Here is a 15038-nt window from a genome sequence, read left to right on the forward strand (position 1 = left end):
ATGCGTGTCCTTATAACTTCGCTTCTTCTTTCCGTGGCCACTGGCGTCGTCGCCGCAAAGGACGCCGCGCTCGTGGGCTTCGGGCCATCGTCTTCCGTCGCAGAGCGCAGTATCGAGCAGCGCGTGGATGGTTCGATCGCCAGCGCCGATCTCGATGGCTGGCTCAAACAGCTGACCTCCGCGCCCAATCACGTCGGCTCGCCGCACAACAAGGAAAACGCAGACTTCATTGCCGCCAGCCTGCGCAGCTGGGGCTGGGATGTGCGCGTGGAACCGGTACGGGTGCTCGTGGCTTACCCGACGACACAGAAGCTGTCGTTGAGCGGCGGTGATCATTACGCCGCAGACTTCACCGAACCCGAGGTGGCGGGAGACCCCGACACGGCACACCGCGAGGGTGTGCTGCCGGGCATGGAGTCGTACAGCCCGGATGGCCGGGTCGATGCGCCGCTGGTGTTCGTCAACGAGGGCCTGGCGCGCGATTACGATGAGCTGGAGCGTCTCGGCGAGTCGGTGAAGGGCAAGGTGGCCCTGGTGAAATCCAGCGGCGCGGGTCGTTGGGTAAAGCCACGCCTGGCGCAGCAGCATGGCGCCGTGGGCGTCGTGATCTACTCCGACCCCGAGGCGGATGGCTTCCCGAAGGGTGATGTGTACCCCACCGGTGCGTGGCGCACCGAGCGCACGGTGCAGCGGGGCACGCTGGGTATCGATAGCGTGCTGGACGCGAAGGGTGCGAAGACCCTGCAGGCGGAGCACCACACCGCCGACCTGTCGATTCCCGTGGTAACCATCGGCTATGGCGATGCGGCGCATTTCCTCGGCGCCCTGGGTGGCAAGGCTGTGCCGCTGCGTTGGCAGGGCGGCCTGCCGCTCACGTACCACCTAGGTGGCGATGCGGCTGTCCATCTCGAGGTGGCCTCACCCTGGGAGTGGCGTACGCTGTACAACGTGGTCGCCACGCTCAAGGGCAGCACGTGGCCCGACGAGTGGGTGATCCGTGGCGTGCATCACGATGCGTGGGTATATGGCGCCTGGGACCCACTAGCCGGCACCACCGCCTTGCTTGCCGAGGCGAAGGCACTGGGTGAGCTTGCGAAAGCCGGGCAGCGGCCGAAACGTACGCTGGTCTTCGCCAGCTGGGATGGCGAGGAGCTGGGCATCCTGGGCTCGAAGGCGTGGGCCGAACGGCACGCCAGCGAACTGGCGAAGCACGCGGTGTTCTACCTCAACAACGACACCACCGGGCGCGGTTTCCTGTCGGCGGGTGGTGATCCGTCGCTGGCAGCGTTGATCGACGGCGTGGCGGCGGACCTGCACGATCCGGAAACCGGCGCCACGGTGCAGGCGCGCCGGCTGGCCAAGCGCGCCGTGGACGCTGCGGAGAAGGGCAAGGATGCCGACCCGAGCATCATCCCCGAGCGCCTCGGTACCGGTTCCGATTACCTGCCGTTCGCGCATCGCTTTGGCGTGCCTTCGCTCCATGTGCGTTATGGCTACGACCGCGATGGCGACGAGGAGAGCGTGCCGATCTACCACTCTTTGTACGACACCTACACCCACTACCAGCGCTTTGGCGACCCCGGGCTCGCCTACGTGAGCCTGCTGGCGAAGACCAACGCGCGCCTTGTACTGCGTACGGCGAACGCCGATGTGCTGCCGTGGCGGTACACCACCTTCGCGCGGTCGCTGGGCAACGATATCGACCGGTTGCAGGCCGGCGCGCAGAAGGATTACCAGGACGCGGTACGGCACAACGCGCTCGTGGAGAGCGATGCGTACCGGCTTGCTTCCGTGAGCTACCGGCAGCTCAAGGCACCGGCACGCGTCGACGAGGGGTGGCAAGCGCTCGACCTCTCCGACCTGCAGGCAGCGCAGAAAGACTTGTTGGCGGCGGCCAGGGCGTACGACGAAGCCGCCGGCAGGGCAGGTGATGTGCCGGCGGCAAAAGCGGCAAAGGTCAACGCGGCCCTCCGCGAGTTCGCCACCACCTGGCTCCAGCCCGCAGGCCTGCCGCAGCGCCCGTGGTACCGCCACCTGCTCCAGGCCCCCAGCCGCAAGGAAGGTGAAGAGGTCGCACCCCTCCCGGGCATCGGCGATGCCATCGGCGCAAAGGACTGGGCCCAGGCAAAGCAAGAAATTGCGTTAACCACCGAAGCCACTCGCAAGGCCACGGCGGTACTGAAGCAAGCGACCACGCTCCTGTAGGAGCGCGCTCGCGCGCGATGCCCGTTCCGGCACCGCGAACACCTCTCGCACCGGCTTCACACCCACCGGCTATAGTCCGCCCCATGACCGGACAGCCCAAACCCCACTGGTGGGCCCGACGCTACGTCGAGGCCCGCCCCCGTTTGCTGGTAGGCGCGCTCGTCGCCGCCGTTACCATCGCCATCCTGGAGACCACGCGCATCCCGCATGCGCTGTCCTTCATGCTGGGCTTCGACCTGGGTGCGCTGGTCTACCTGCTACTCATCCTGCGCATCTTCCTCCACGCCGACAAGGCGACGATCGAGGCGCAGGCGAAGGCGCAGGACGTGGGGCGCTGGACCACCTTGCTGGCTGGTGTGGTGCTTTCCTCCGCCGTTCTCGTTGCCGTAAGCACGGAGCTGGAGTCCGCGCAGAAGGGCGGGGTCGTTGCCATCGCGGTGGCGGCCAGCACCATCATCCTGGCGTGGGCGTTCATGAATACGCTGTTCGCGTTGCACTACGCGCACGGGTTCTACGGCAACTTCGGCGACAAGCACAAGGGGCTGGATTTCCCCGGCGACGAGGATCCGGATTACTGGGACTTCGCGTACTTCTCGTTCACCATCGGGATGACGTTCCAGGTTTCCGATGTGCAGATCTGCACGCGCTACCTGCGGCGGATCGCGCTGATGCACAGCGCCATCGCATTCTTCTTCAACGTGTTCATCATCGCGATCAGCGTGAACATCGCAGCCGGCAAGGCCTGATTCGTCAACGGCGGTGGGCGTGCAGGCAGGTGGCCACGCTCAGGCCCACGCAGGCCATGGCAATCCATTCGGTTACGACGGGCAGGCGCCACTCCCAGAGGAAACCGTAGAGCAGGGCGAACAGGGTTTCGAACAGGATCATCTGCCCGACCAGCGTGAGCGGCAGCATGCGGCTCATGTGGTTCCAGAAGTTGTTGCCCAGGATCGACGCGAACACCGCCATACCCGCGCTGATAGCGGCAAAGCGCGTCCACGCGCCGGCGCTATGCGTCGTGGCATCGAAGTACAACGCGGCGGGTATCAGCAACAGCGATAGCGCGCCGGTGACCAGGCCGGTCAGCAGGTTCCAGTCATGTGCGGAAACGTGGGGGAGCGCATGCAACCACTTGGCATTGCGCAGCGCATAGATGGTCCAGGAAACCAGTGCCGTGACGGCGCACAGGAAACCCGCGACGCGTCGCCAGTCGAACTGGCCGCCCCCGGCCAGCGCTTGCCCGCCGATGCAAAGGATGGCGATGGCGCTGAAGAACAATGACGGCGCGAGGCGACGTAGCGCTACGGCACCGGCGGCGCGGCTACCCACCACCGTCACCGCGACCGGCAGGAAGCCGATCACCAGTGAGGCCATGGCGACGCCACCCCATTGCACCGCCGTGGCCAGCGCGATGTAGTAGATGATGTTCGCCAGCAGGCTCAGCCCGACAAGGGCGCGCCAATGCCGCGCTTCGATCCAGCCATGCAACGCCGGCCAGCGGGGGATGAGCAGCACGGCCGACACGAGCCCGTAAACGAGGTAACGCCCCGCGGCCAGCTGCAGGCCCGTGAAGTCGCGGGCGAGTTGCGGGGCTACGAATACGGTGCCCCATAGTGCTCCGGCCACGATGCCGAAGAGGATGCCCAGGGGTAGGTTCGCCTTGCCGTCCACGCGGATTCCTTGAAGTACGCATGGCCATGATGGCAGCGTGGCGCCCGCAGGCGCTTGGCGCGGGCTACGGGATCTTTGTCGCGGTCTCGCGTTGCTGGCGGCGGTAGGCTGCGGGCGTCGTATCCATGGCCTCGCGCATGGCGCGGGTCAAGCCACTCTGGTCGCCGTAGCCCGCATCGCTCGCGATCGTCGCGATGGAGCGATCGGTTCGCGCCAGCCATTCGCGCGCACGCGCCAGGCGCCGTTCCGCGAGCCATGCCCGTGGCGTCGTGCCCAGCTCGGCACGAAACAGCTCGTGCACCCGGCTCGGGCTGAGGTTGGCATGTTGGGCCATGAGTGCAGTGGTCCACGGATGGCCGAGCGATTCTTCCGCCGCGGCCAGGGTGGCCTGGAGCCGGCTGAGCGGGCGTGGGCGCTGCCGGCCCAGCGCATCCAGTAGAAGGGGAACCCAGCGGGCGAGTTGCCCGGTGGCCGGTGCGCCATCTTCAACCAGCAGTCGCATGTACTCCACCAGCGCCATTGCCGGCGGCGCCATGGGCACGAAGGCCTCGCTGGCCAGTTGGTCCGCAAGGCAATCCGGAATATCGGTGCCGGCCACATCGAGCACCAGTGACTGGTTGGGCCGGTCGCCGATGGTGGTATGCCATGCCTGGGTAGGCACGTAGGCAGCGCGCGCCACGCCCAGGCGGCCCTCGCGGCCTGCGATATCCAGGGTGAGCGAACCGCGCACGGGCAGCACCAGCTGCGCCCAGTCGTGGCGATCGGTGCCGGTGTCGCCTTCGTAGCTACGCAGGCTCAGGTCCGGTTGGGCGGGGAAAGCGGCCATGGAAGCCATTCTAAGCCCAGTTGCATGCCCATTTTTCTTATTGACGCGTTGCGGCATTGGGGTGATCTTCCGTTCAGCCGTCCAAACGGCGGGGCCTTTTCGGCCTGTGACAACGGGGGAATCACCATGAATGTGCCAACCTTCATCCGGGTGACGGGGGTCACCCTGGGCCTTGTATTCGCCGCCAGCCCGGCTTTTGCCAGGGGCGACGAAACACCGCCCGATAGCCTGTGCACGGTGCTGGGCACCGCATCGCGCTATGTCGGTACCACCGTAACGGTGCGTGGCGTGGCCACCAGCGAGGGCAAGGTCGCGACGCTGGCCGACGCGACCTGCAAGGGCGGCGTGGCCTTGACCATCGATGATGGCAACGGCCGCAAGCGCGATGTATCCAGCTTCCGCCGGATCATCTCGGAGAAGAACGCCCGGGCGGATGCCACGGTGTTCGGTCGCTTCAAGTCCACCGGCGACGCCGCCGCGCCGTACGCGATTGATGTGTATAGCGTGCGCGACGTGGTGGAAGTGCCGGCGGACGGCACCTGATCCACAGGCTCAGGCGGCCGGGCGGCGCCATGCCGCTGGCCGCCATGCGATAGCCAGCGCCACCACGATCAGTGGCAGCGTGCTCCACGCCAGTGCGCCCGCACCGGTGCGAGCCAGCACGGCCCCGCCCACGATGCCACCCAGGGCGAGCGCCAGGTTCCAGCCGGTCACCAGCAGCGACTGCGCCACGTCCGCCGATTCGCCAGCGTTGCGTGCGAGTGCGGTCTGCAACAGCGTGGGTGTGGCGCCAAAGCCGACGCCCCATACGGCCAGCGCAACGACGAGCACCGGCAGTACATGCGGGAATATCGCGATGGCCAGCGCGGATGCCAGGAACCCGATGACGCCGCCAACCACGAGCCGGCGCATGTGTGCGTCTCCGAATGCCCCCGCGAGCCAGATGCCAGCCACCGAGGCCACGCCAAACACCAGCAGGTACCTGTCCACGGCCGCGCCTGCGCCCGCCATGGTCACGAGTGGCGCGATGTAGGTGTAGATGATGTTGTGGGCCAGGATGAAGACGAGCAGGGTGCCGAGCACCTGGGCGACGCCCGGCAGCGCGATCACCTTGCGCAGGCGCAGCGGGCCCGGGTTGGCCAGCCCCGGGTAATCCGGCAGCGCGAAACGCGCCCACGCGAACAGGCCTGCGCTGAAGGCCGACATGATCCCGAACGTGGCGCGCCAGCCGATGGCGTTACCCAGCCAGGTGCCTGCGGGAATGCCCAGCGACAAGGCGAGTGGGGCACCGACCAGCGCCACGGCCATCGCACGGCCCTGCCGTTCTCCGGGCACCATGCGCAGGGCGTGTCCCGCCACCAGCGCCCAGAGCAGGCCGCCGCTCACGCCAGCGACGAAGCGTGCCCCGAGAATCAGTGCGTAAGAACCCGACAGCGCCGTAATCGTGTTCGCCACGGCAAAGCCGGCGATGGCCGTAAGCAGCAGAGGCCGCCGGTTGAAGCGTCGCGTATGCGCAACCACCGGAATGGCCGCCAGGACAGAACCCAGGGCGTACACCGTCACCAACTGGCCAATCAGAGCCTCACTCACGCCCAGGCTGGCACTCATCGTGGGCAGCAGGCCTGCGGGCAGGGCCTCGGTGATGATGGTGATGAAGCCGGCCGCGGCCAGGCACAGTAAGCCTGTCCAGGGAAAAACGTGGGGTACGGCCGTGGCCTCCCGCTGCATCCGGGTCATCGGGAATCTCCATGAAAAACAATGGCAAGGAGCATAGGGTGGATGCGATAGCGGATAAAGACGGGTAGAGTTCGCCGCATAAAGGACAAAAATGTCCGCAATCGGGAGTTCGCCGTGGATAGCTTCGGCAGCCTGCACACCTTCGTTCGTGTCGCCGAGACGCGCAGCTTTGTCGATGCGGGGCGCATGCTGGGCGTGTCCGCCGCCGCGGTAGGTAAAAGCATCGCCCGCCTGGAAGCCTCGATGGGCGTGCGGCTGTTCCACCGAAGTACGCGTAGCGTGACGCTCACGGCCGAGGGGCATCTGTTCCTCGCCCGCTGCCGGCGGATCCTCGCGGAAGCCGAGGCCGCCAAGACCGAACTCTCCGAGCGCGTGGGCAATCCGCAGGGGCGGCTACGCGTGAGCCTGCCTACCGTCAACGACCTCGTGCTGCCCGTGTTGGCGGATTTCGTCGCGACCTACCCCGATATCGTGCTCGATCTGGATTTCACCGACCGCATGGTGGATGTGATCGAGGAAGGCTTCGATGCGGTACTTCGCGTTGGCGAGCCGGCGGATTCGCGGCTGGCCGGGCGCTACCTGGGCAGCTTCAACCGCTACCTCATCGCATCCCCCGCGTACTTGCATGACCACGGCACGCCGCGAACGCCAGCGGACCTCGTTACGCACAAGTGCATGCACTATCGCTACCCCAGCACGGGCCGCCTTGAGGTGTGGCCGCTGCGCCATGCCACGGAGCTTCGTTTGCCCGAATCGCTGGTGTGCAACGACATCCAGAGCCGCGTGCATTTCGCCGCGCGCGGCCATGGTATCGCGTTCGTGCCGGATCATTCCGCACGGCAAGCGCTGGCGAACGGTTCGGTCGTCACGCTCCTCGATGATTTCCTGGACGCATCGAGCAGCTTCCACCTGCTGTGGCCGTCGGGACGGCACGTACTGCCCAAACTTCGCGTATTCATCGATTTCTTCAGTGAACATATGTTTCCCGAGGGCATCTTGCGTGGCGGAACGCCGCAGCCGCCTGATATCGCATCAAGCTGACGCCTTGGTGCGCCGTTACGCGGGCTCCCCAGGCAGTAACAGGAGCAGTGGATGGTTTCGTGGATGGAAAGGCTTGGCGTTTGGTGGCAACGTCGTCGGGCACCGGTACCGGCAATGCAGGATGAGGCAGGCCGGCGCGCCTACATCACCTTCGAGCAAACGTTGGAACAGGCGCTTGACGCAGTAGTCAGCATCGATGCCGCCAACAACGTGACCTTCTACAACGCGGCGGCGGAGCGGCTATGGGGTTACCCGCGCGACGCGGTAATTGGCCGCAACGTCTCCATGCTGGTGCCCTTTGCCATCCAGGGCAGCCACGATGCCATGGTGAATGCCAACCGCGCCGGTCGCCCCGATCGCATCGTTGGCAAAAGCCGTGAGGTGCAACTGGAACGCGCAGATGGAACCTTGCTCTGGGTATCGCTCGCGATGTCGCGTATCCAGTTGCCGGACGGCATCCACTACACGGCCTTCGTCCGCGACGTAAGTGAGGAGGTGGCGCGCCGCGAGATGCTGCGCCTGCTCGCGATGGTGGCCGACCATACGGATAACGCGGTGGTGATCACTGATGCGGGTGGGATCACCCAGTACGTGAACCACGGGTTTGAACGTATGTCCGGTTATGCGGCCGCCGAGGTCGTGGGGCGCAAGCCGGGCGATGTCCTGCAAGGCCGCGCGACAGATCGCATGACCGTGGCGTCCGTGCGCCGCAAGCTGCTAGCCGGTGAAGCGATCCATGACGAGGTGCTCAATTACCGCAAGGATGGCACGGCGTACTGGGCCTCGATGGTGGTAAATCCGGTCCGCACCGCAGACGGCACGATCGAGAAATACGTGGGCGTAATCGCCGACATCACCGCGACCAAGCTGCGCAGCGAGGACGATCGCGTGCGATTGCAGGCGATCGACCGCACGAATCTCGTGGCCGAATGGGCGCTGGATGGGTGCTGGCTTACGGGCAACCCGTTGTTGCGCGACCTGCTGGGTGCCGATGCCCCCGCTGTGCCGGCCAATGTGCTCGACAGCATGGGCAGGGCAGGGCGAGAGGCGTTGGCTGACCAGCGCGATGCGAGCGGGGCACTGGTGCTGGAGCGTAGTGATGGCGAGGGCGTGCGCATCGCCGCCACCGTTAGCGTGCTACGCGATGCGGAAGGTCAGCCGACCAGGTTGGTGATGCATGGCCACGATGTAACCGCGCGCCACGACGCCAGCCAGCATGTGCTGGATCTCACCGATCGTGTGGAGTCGATTGCCGCAACGGTGACGAAAATCTCCTTCCAGACCCACGTATTGTCACTCAACGCGGCCATTGAGGCCGCGCGTGCAGGCGCCGAAGGCAAGGGCTTCGCCGTCGTGGCCGATGAAGTCCGCACGCTGGCCGCTCAATCAAAGGATGCAGCCGCCCGGATCGCCACGTTGCTGGCCACGGCCCGCGATCGCCTCGCCGTAATGTGACTGTAGGAGCGCGCTCGCGCGCTCCTAAAAGAGCGTGATCAGACGAGTTGGACTTCCACACCTTGCTCGCGCAGCGCGTGGATGGCGTCCTTCGGGGCGCTCGTGTCGGTGATGACCACGTTCAGGCCGGTGATGGGGGTGATGACGGCGAGGCTACGCTGGCCGATCTTGCTGGCATCGAGCACGGCGACCACTTCGCGCGAGCATTTCACCATCAGCGCGTTCAGGCTGGCTTCCTGCGGATCCGGCGTGGTCACGCCTATCTTCGTATCCAGGCCATCCACGCCCAGGAACAGGCGATCGGCGGAAAGGCGGGAGAGGGCGCGTTCGGCATCCATGCCTACCAGGGAGTACGAGGTTTGCCGCAGCATGCCGCCCAGCATCATCACGCGTACCGTGGGCAGCCCGCTCAACTCCAGGGCGATGTTCAGCGCATTGGTGATGACCGTGAGCGAAGTCCACTTGCGCTGGCGGATGCAGCGCGCGATTTCCACCGTGGTGGAGCCTGAGTCCAGGATGATGGTTTCCCCATCCCCCACCATGCGCGCGGCCGCATCGCCGATGCGACGCTTCTCGGCCAGCCGGCGGGTTTCCTTGATCAGCAGGGGCACATCCTGCGGCGAGGGCTCGGCGGGCACGGCGCCACCATGTGAGCGCTTGGCCGACCCGGCTAGCTCCAGGGCTTCCAGGTCACCGCGGATCGTCACGGCGGAAACCCCATAGCGCGCCACCAGGTTATCGACGGTAACCCGGCCTTCCTGGCGGAGGAGCTCGACAATGGCGCGCCGGCGCTCCTCGATCAGCAGTTTCTTCGGCGGCGCCTTGCCGCGTCGTTCGCTCATTCGCTTTTCTAGTCCAGGCGCAGCAGGCGTGCCGCATTGTCGTGGTAGACCTTGCGCAGGATAGCCGAAGAAAGGCCCAGCCCGTAGATGGACCAGCGCCCCTGCGGCGGCGTGTCCGCCGGAGCGTAATCAAAGTACTCGTCCTCGGTTTCGAGGAAACGGTAGTAGATCTCGTACAGCTCATCGCACAGGAGTTGCTGCGGCACGGCGTTGCCGTAGGGCGGGGGTACCGCATCGGTGCCAAACAGGACGCGGTCCTGAAACCGATCGATGAAAGCCCGGCTGCGCCGGGGCTGGCGGCCCAGTTCGCCGATGCGCGCGCTGATATCCACCAGGGTATTCGGGAAGCGGGCGAGCGTGGCGGCCAGGTCATCCAGGCGCTCGCCCTGGTTGCCCACGTGAAGGAGCACGAAGGTGGTACCCGGATGCTTCGCAATCACCCGGTCGCGGGCGGCCATGAGTTCGGCGTGCGACGGGTAGTCGCGGCCGTAGAACGACCAGTCCGGGTGCTGGGCCAGTTCTTCGTAGCGCTCGTTGTGGCGGTCGGTGGGTTCGAAGAACGCCAGCGGATCGGCGGTGTGAAGAAATACCGGCAAGCCATGTGCCGCGCAGGTTTCCCACATGGGATCGAAGCGCGGGTCGTCCAGGCCGACGAGCGCGCCACTATCGATGCCCTCGCGCAGGTACAGGCCAAGCGTCTTCAGCAGCTTCAGCCCGCGCGCGCCGAGCCGTGCGGCGGCCGCCAACGCGTCGGCTTGCAGGGCGGGGTAATCCGCCTCACCGAACAGGTGGAACGACGGTTCGGTGAGGGTGAGAAAACGCCCTGGCGCGGCACGATCGAAGCGAGCGATGGAGTCCTCCAGGCCGCGGCCGACACCGCCGGTGAGGTTCACCATGCAGCGGATGCCCTTGCGGTCCATCAAGGGCAGCAGGTCGTCCGGTGCGGCGAACTGCACCATCTCCTCGCCCAGCGATACACCGCCACGGGTCCGCTTCATCCACGTCAGGTGCGTGTGCATGTCGATCACCGGGAAACGTGGCGTCTCGATGCGCGTGCCCGTGGGGGCCAGCATGCTGCGCGGGGCGAAATCGACCAGGCGCAGGCTGGCATTGACCGGGGCCGTCTCGAGCGGGTTCTTGCCTGCCTCCCCGCCACCCGATGCCTGGGCGGCGGGCGGTGAACAGCACAGGCACCCAGCCCAGGCCTCGTCGTGGCGATCATCAGTCATCAGCGAGCCTTTCAGCGCGGGTAGCGCTTCATGATCTCATGCACCTGGCGGGTGAGCGCCACGGCCTGTTCGAACGGGCGAAGCCACATGTTGCGGCCGAACATCACGCCAGTCGCGCCCTGCTGCATGTAGAACTCCACCTTGCGCAGCACCGCGTCGTCGTCGTCATTCTTCTCGCCGCCGGAGAACAGCACGATGGTACGGCCAGCGGAGCGAACCACGCGCGACGTGCGTCCGGCAGCATCTTCATCCAGTGAAGCGTACGGGCCCGGCACGCCATCGCGGCGGTCATCCGGCTCGTGCAGCTTCACGATATCCGCGCCCACTTCCAGTGCCACGCGGGCGGCGTAATCCTGGGCATAGAGCGAGCCCTTGCCGCCACGTGCATCGATAGCGGCGCCGCGCGGGTACGACCACAGCACCAGCGGCATGCCGAAGCGATCGCAGTCTTCGCGCACCTGGCGTAGCTGGCGCAGTTCGTCGTGCTGGCGCGGCGAGCCGACGTACAGCGTGTAACCCACGGCATCGGCGCCCAGGCGCACGGCATCTTCCACCGAGGCGAACTGCGGCGACGTGGCGTCGCCATCGTCAGGGATGTTGGTCTTGCCGTTGAGCTTCAGGATGAGCGGCACCCGCCCGGCGTACTGGCCGATGTACTTCTGGGCCAGGCCAATGCCCAGTGCGATGGCGGAAAAGCCGCCGGCCTCGGCCAGCCGGAACTGGTAGGTCGGGTCGAGGGCTGGCGGGTGGGGAAAGAAATCCGTGGGCCCGTGTTCCAGGCCCTGGTCCAACGGCAGGACGAGCAGGGTGCCGTTACCCGGCCCGTGGCCATAAAGCATGCGCTGCAGGCGCGTACGCTTGCCGGGTGGCAGGTCGAGGGTGGCGAGCGTGGGGGTCTCGTGGGTCGGGGCTTGCATGTCGTGATTCCTCGGGGCTACTCTGCAATCGAAAGTTTCGTTATCTTTCGTTTTCAACCTACCGTAAGTCAAGCCCCACGATGACCGTCCCTTCCAACGAATCCGTTCCCACCCTCGCCGGCCTGCGTGGCATGCCCGATGCCCGACAGCTTGAACTGGGGTATGTGGACACGCTGCGCGAGATCCTGCAACAGCCCGCCACCTGGCGGACCACCGCCGGCTCGCAGGGTGCGGCCTTCCGCGCGATCCTGGATCGCGTCACAGCCGTGCGCCCCGCGCAGCTGGCCCTTACCGGATCGGGCAGCTCCGTGTACGTGGGGGAAGCCCTCGCCCCGGTGCTCCAGGCCGAGCTGGGTATCCCGGCTCGTGCCATTCCGGCCGGCGACCTGCTTACGCACCGCGCCGGCGTGCTGCCGGGCCCGGATGGCCTGCTGGTGTCGATCGCCCGCTCCGGCGATAGCCCGGAAAGCGTGGGTGCCGTCGATGCGGTATTGGCCCATGCCCCGGGTTGGCGCCATCTGGTCATCACCTGTAACGGCAACGGCCGCCTCGCCACGCGCTATGTCGATGAGCCGCGCGTGGCGGTGATCGTGCTCGATCCGCGCACCAACGACCGCAGCCTGGTGATGACCAGCAGTTTCACCAACATGCTGCTGGCGGGCAGTGCGCTGGCTGCGACGCGCCCGGCCGATGGTGCGGCGGCGCTGGTTGAGCGCGTGTTCGATGTGTACGCGGATGCGTTGGCGGCCGTCGCTGCCGGCGAACGCGACACGGCGGTATACCTCGGCAGCGCCGGCGCTTACGGGGCGGCGCGCGAATCGGCATTGAAGATGCTGGAAATGAGCGGCGGTGACACCGTGACGCTGGCGGAGAGTTTCCTCGGCTTCCGCCACGGACCCATGGCCTGGCTGAATCGCGGCGGGGTGCTGGTCGCTTTCCTTTCCGGTGATGCCAGCGTGCGTGCGTACGAAGCGGACCTGCTGCGCGAGCTCAACGGCAAGGGGCTGGGCGGTACGCGTATCGTCGTCAGCCAGGATATCGAACCGGAACTGGCGGGGCCGCGCGGGCTCGCGGTGGATCTGCCCGGACTCTATGCGTTGCCCCCCGCCCAGCAACTGCTGGTGCATACGGTGGTAGGCCAGCTGTTCGCCTTCTTCCGCTGCCTGCAGCTGGGCCACCGCCCGGATGCGCCATCGGAAGGCGTGCTTACCCGCGTGGTCGGTGAGTTCACGCTGCACGAGGGGGGCGCTGCGTGAGCACCATTGTCGTCGCCGGCGAGATGAACGTCGACCTGATCCTGACCGGGATCGACGCGCTGCCGGCGTTCGGCACCGAGATGCTCGCCGGGGGTGCAAGCCAGGTGCCGGGCAGCTCGTCGATGATCTGCGCCCTTGGGCTCGCGAAGCTGGGCGATACCGTGCGTTTTGTGGGCCGTGTCGGCGATGACGAACGTGGTCGCTTCTGCGTTGCAGCCCTGCGCGATGCCGGCATTGAAACGGATGCGGTGATCACCGACGGCGCCCAGGCGACGGGCCTGACCGTCGCACTTTCGTGTGCTACCGACCGGGCATTGGTCACCTTCCCAGGTGCCATCGCCGACCTGGGTGGCGCCGATATTCCCGATACATTGCTTCGCGGCGCGGCACACCTGCACATCTCCTCGTACTTCCTGCAGCGCAATCTGCAGGCCGGCATCATCGATCTGCTGGTGCGCGCCCGTGCCGCTGGCCTTACGGTGTCGCTCGATCCGGGGTTTGATCCCGAAGGGACCTGGGATGCGGGTCTGCTTGCCGCATTGCGCCTTGTGGACGTGTTCCTGCCCAATGCGGTGGAGGCATGCGCGTTGGCACACACCGATGACGTGGAGACCGCGCTGCGCACGCTCGCGGCGATCGGGCCCACGGTCATCGTGAAACACGGGCGCGAAGGGTGCCTGGCGCTCGATGGCGAGCGCGTCGTGCGCGTCCCTGCATTCACCGTCGCCGCCGTGGATACCACCGGTGCCGGGGACAATTTCAATGCGGGCTTCCTGTATGCGTGGCTGCGTAGCCAGCCGCTGGCGCATTGCCTGCGCTGGGCCGCCGCGTGCGGGGCCCTGTCGACGCGAGCGCTCGGGGGTACCCCCGCGCAAGCCGGTGTGGCTGAGGTGCGTGCGCTCCTGGAGGCGTGTCCATGATTACCGTCGCCGGCTTCAATAGCGCCATCGATCGCCTTGTCGACGTAGGCACCTTGCGGGCCGGCGAAGTGAACCGATCCAGCCCCGCTGATGAGCGGCCCGGTGGCAAGGGCGTGCATGTCGCCCAGACGCTGGCGGCTTTGGGCCTCCCGGTCACGCTTGTCGGCTTGTGCGATGACGCACACGCGGCAGAGTTCAACGAGCGCCTGCGCCTGCGCGGCGTCGATTTTCGTGCCGTGCGCTCGCCGGTGCCGCTACGCCAGTGCCTCGCCATTCGTGAGGCGGGCGGCCGTATCACCGAGGTGCTGGAGCGCAGTGACGATCCGGGTGAGGACACCCGTTTCGTACTCGACCAGGTACTTAGGCATTGGGCGTTGGAAAGCGACGCCGTGGTATGCACCGGCAGCCTGCCACCGGGATTTGATCCGGCCTACTACGCCGGGGTTGCCAGCGAGCTGGCGCTGCCCTGCGCGATCGACGCGAGTGGCGACGCGTTGCGCCTGGCCGCGGAGGCGTCGCCCTGGGTACTGAAGCCCAATGCGGCAGAGGCAGCGGATCTGCTCGGCGCGCCCGTGAACACGATCGGCGATGCCGCAGCGGTCGCACGTGCGCTGCACGCGCGAGGCGTACGGCATGCCGTGTTGACGCTGGGCGGGCAGGGTGCCGTGGCGGTGAACGAGCACGGCGCCTGGCAAGCGGCGCTGGAGGTGCAAGGTGTACGCAACACAGTGGGCTCCGGGGATTGCTTCCTTGGCGGCCTCATCGCGGGGCTGACCCGGGGTGAGGGCCTTGCCGATGCGTTACGCCTCGCCGTCGCCTGCGGTGCCGCCAATGCGCTGGGCGAAGAAACAGGATTCGTAAGGCTCGAAACGGTGGACGGCCTGCGGCCGCTCGTCCGTGTCGAGCCACTGGATGTGTAGTTAACGAGCTTGGGAGAGA

14 protein-coding genes are annotated in these 15038 nt (G+C 66.6%); 8 read left to right on the forward strand and 6 right to left on the reverse strand.

Features of this window, described 5'->3' with window-relative positions; all coding sequences use genetic code 11:
• Together ABIE56_RS18645 and ABIE56_RS18650 are read left to right on the forward strand one after the other, a co-directional pair.
• On the forward strand, positions 1–2205 hold the full coding sequence (locus ABIE56_RS18645) for a transferrin receptor-like dimerization domain-containing protein (protein WP_429245302.1): 2205 nt from the start codon (positions 1–3) through the stop codon (positions 2203–2205).
• An 83-nt stretch (positions 2206–2288) separates the two neighbouring features.
• Entirely contained in the window at positions 2289–2951 is a 663-nt protein-coding gene (locus tag ABIE56_RS18650; protein ID WP_429245303.1) for a DUF1345 domain-containing protein, read from the forward strand.
• Between the two features lie 4 nt (positions 2952–2955).
• On the opposite strand, the gene ABIE56_RS18655 is transcribed toward ABIE56_RS18650, so the two are convergent.
• Positions 2956–3876: a DMT family transporter gene (locus tag ABIE56_RS18655; RefSeq protein ID WP_429245304.1), complete on the reverse strand. Its 921-nt coding sequence runs from the start codon at positions 3874–3876 to the stop codon at positions 2956–2958.
• A gap of 64 nt (positions 3877–3940) precedes the next feature.
• Positions 3941–4702, reverse strand: a complete 762-nt coding sequence (locus tag ABIE56_RS18660; RefSeq protein WP_429245305.1) for an AraC family transcriptional regulator — start codon at positions 4700–4702, stop codon at positions 3941–3943.
• 126 nt (positions 4703–4828) lie between these two features.
• On the opposite strand from ABIE56_RS18660, the gene ABIE56_RS18665 reads away from it, so the two are divergent.
• The gene (locus tag ABIE56_RS18665; RefSeq protein ID WP_429245306.1) at positions 4829–5245 is read left to right on the forward strand and encodes a hypothetical protein; all 417 of its coding nucleotides are present in this window, start codon (positions 4829–4831) and stop codon (positions 5243–5245) included.
• 9 nt (positions 5246–5254) lie between these two features.
• On the opposite strand, the gene ABIE56_RS18670 is transcribed toward ABIE56_RS18665, so the two are convergent.
• A complete protein-coding gene (locus tag ABIE56_RS18670; RefSeq protein WP_429245307.1) occupies positions 5255–6439 on the reverse strand; it encodes an MFS transporter in 1185 nt (394 codons plus the stop codon).
• Between the two features lie 114 nt (positions 6440–6553).
• On the opposite strand from ABIE56_RS18670, the gene ABIE56_RS18675 reads away from it, so the two are divergent.
• Entirely contained in the window at positions 6554–7480 is a 927-nt protein-coding gene (locus ABIE56_RS18675; RefSeq protein ID WP_429245308.1) for a LysR family transcriptional regulator, read from the forward strand.
• A 114-nt stretch (positions 7481–7594) separates the two neighbouring features.
• Complete coding sequence (locus ABIE56_RS18680; RefSeq protein WP_429245309.1) at positions 7595–8935, forward strand: PAS domain S-box protein; 1341 nt, start codon at positions 7595–7597, stop codon at positions 8933–8935.
• 38 nt (positions 8936–8973) lie between these two features.
• Here ABIE56_RS18680 and agaR read toward each other — a convergent pair whose 3' ends face one another.
• Genes agaR through ABIE56_RS18695 form a run of 3 tightly spaced genes read right to left on the reverse strand, consistent with a single transcriptional unit; the run spans position 8974 to position 11923 of the window.
• Complete coding sequence (gene agaR / locus ABIE56_RS18685) at positions 8974–9777, reverse strand: transcriptional repressor AgaR (RefSeq protein WP_429245310.1); 804 nt, start codon at positions 9775–9777, stop codon at positions 8974–8976.
• Between the two features lie 8 nt (positions 9778–9785).
• Complete coding sequence (locus ABIE56_RS18690; protein ID WP_429245311.1) at positions 9786–11006, reverse strand: amidohydrolase family protein; 1221 nt, start codon at positions 11004–11006, stop codon at positions 9786–9788.
• Between the two features lie 11 nt (positions 11007–11017).
• A complete protein-coding gene (locus tag ABIE56_RS18695; RefSeq protein WP_429245312.1) occupies positions 11018–11923 on the reverse strand; it encodes a class I fructose-bisphosphate aldolase in 906 nt (301 codons plus the stop codon).
• 80 nt (positions 11924–12003) lie between these two features.
• On the opposite strand from ABIE56_RS18695, the gene ABIE56_RS18700 reads away from it, so the two are divergent.
• From ABIE56_RS18700 to ABIE56_RS18710, 3 genes are read left to right on the forward strand one after another with little or no spacing between them, the layout of a single operon-like run.
• Positions 12004–13179 (forward strand): SIS domain-containing protein, encoded by a 1176-nt coding sequence (locus ABIE56_RS18700; RefSeq protein ID WP_429245313.1) that lies wholly within the window; start codon positions 12004–12006, stop codon positions 13177–13179.
• Positions 13176–14099 carry a carbohydrate kinase family protein gene (locus tag ABIE56_RS18705; RefSeq protein ID WP_429245314.1) on the forward strand — a complete coding sequence of 308 codons (924 nt, stop codon included), beginning with the start codon at positions 13176–13178 and terminating at the stop codon, positions 14097–14099. Before ABIE56_RS18700 ends, ABIE56_RS18705 begins: the two co-directional genes overlap by 4 nt.
• Positions 14096–15019 carry a 1-phosphofructokinase family hexose kinase gene (locus ABIE56_RS18710; protein WP_429245315.1) on the forward strand — a complete coding sequence of 308 codons (924 nt, stop codon included), beginning with the start codon at positions 14096–14098 and terminating at the stop codon, positions 15017–15019. The genes ABIE56_RS18705 and ABIE56_RS18710 overlap by 4 nt, the downstream gene beginning before the upstream one ends.
• The last annotated feature ends 19 nt before the right edge of the window (positions 15020–15038 follow it).

This window comes from Luteibacter sp. 621 (genome assembly GCF_050435445.1).
Lineage (GTDB): Bacteria > Pseudomonadota > Gammaproteobacteria > Xanthomonadales > Rhodanobacteraceae > Luteibacter.

Bases quoted from the DNA above. Each gene is read 5' to 3' on its own strand.
- ABIE56_RS18645 (WP_429245302.1), top strand. From the start codon at position 1: ATGCGTGTCCTTATAACTTCGCTTCTTCTTTCCGTGGCCACTGGCGTC.
- ABIE56_RS18650 (WP_429245303.1), top strand. From the start codon at position 2,289: ATGACCGGACAGCCCAAACCCCACTGGTGGGCCCGACGCTACGTCGAG.
- ABIE56_RS18660 (WP_429245305.1), bottom strand. From the start codon at position 4,702: ATGGCCGCTTTCCCCGCCCAACCGGACCTGAGCCTGCGTAGCTACGAA.
- ABIE56_RS18665 (WP_429245306.1), top strand. From the start codon at position 4,829: ATGAATGTGCCAACCTTCATCCGGGTGACGGGGGTCACCCTGGGCCTT.
- ABIE56_RS18670 (WP_429245307.1), bottom strand. From the start codon at position 6,439: ATGACCCGGATGCAGCGGGAGGCCACGGCCGTACCCCACGTTTTTCCC.
- ABIE56_RS18680 (WP_429245309.1), top strand. From the start codon at position 7,595: ATGCAGGATGAGGCAGGCCGGCGCGCCTACATCACCTTCGAGCAAACG.
- agaR (WP_429245310.1), bottom strand. From the start codon at position 9,777: ATGAGCGAACGACGCGGCAAGGCGCCGCCGAAGAAACTGCTGATCGAG.
- ABIE56_RS18690 (WP_429245311.1), bottom strand. From the start codon at position 11,006: ATGACTGATGATCGCCACGACGAGGCCTGGGCTGGGTGCCTGTGCTGT.
- ABIE56_RS18695 (WP_429245312.1), bottom strand. From the start codon at position 11,923: ATGCAAGCCCCGACCCACGAGACCCCCACGCTCGCCACCCTCGACCTG.
- ABIE56_RS18700 (WP_429245313.1), top strand. From the start codon at position 12,004: ATGACCGTCCCTTCCAACGAATCCGTTCCCACCCTCGCCGGCCTGCGT.
- ABIE56_RS18710 (WP_429245315.1), top strand. From the start codon at position 14,096: ATGATTACCGTCGCCGGCTTCAATAGCGCCATCGATCGCCTTGTCGAC.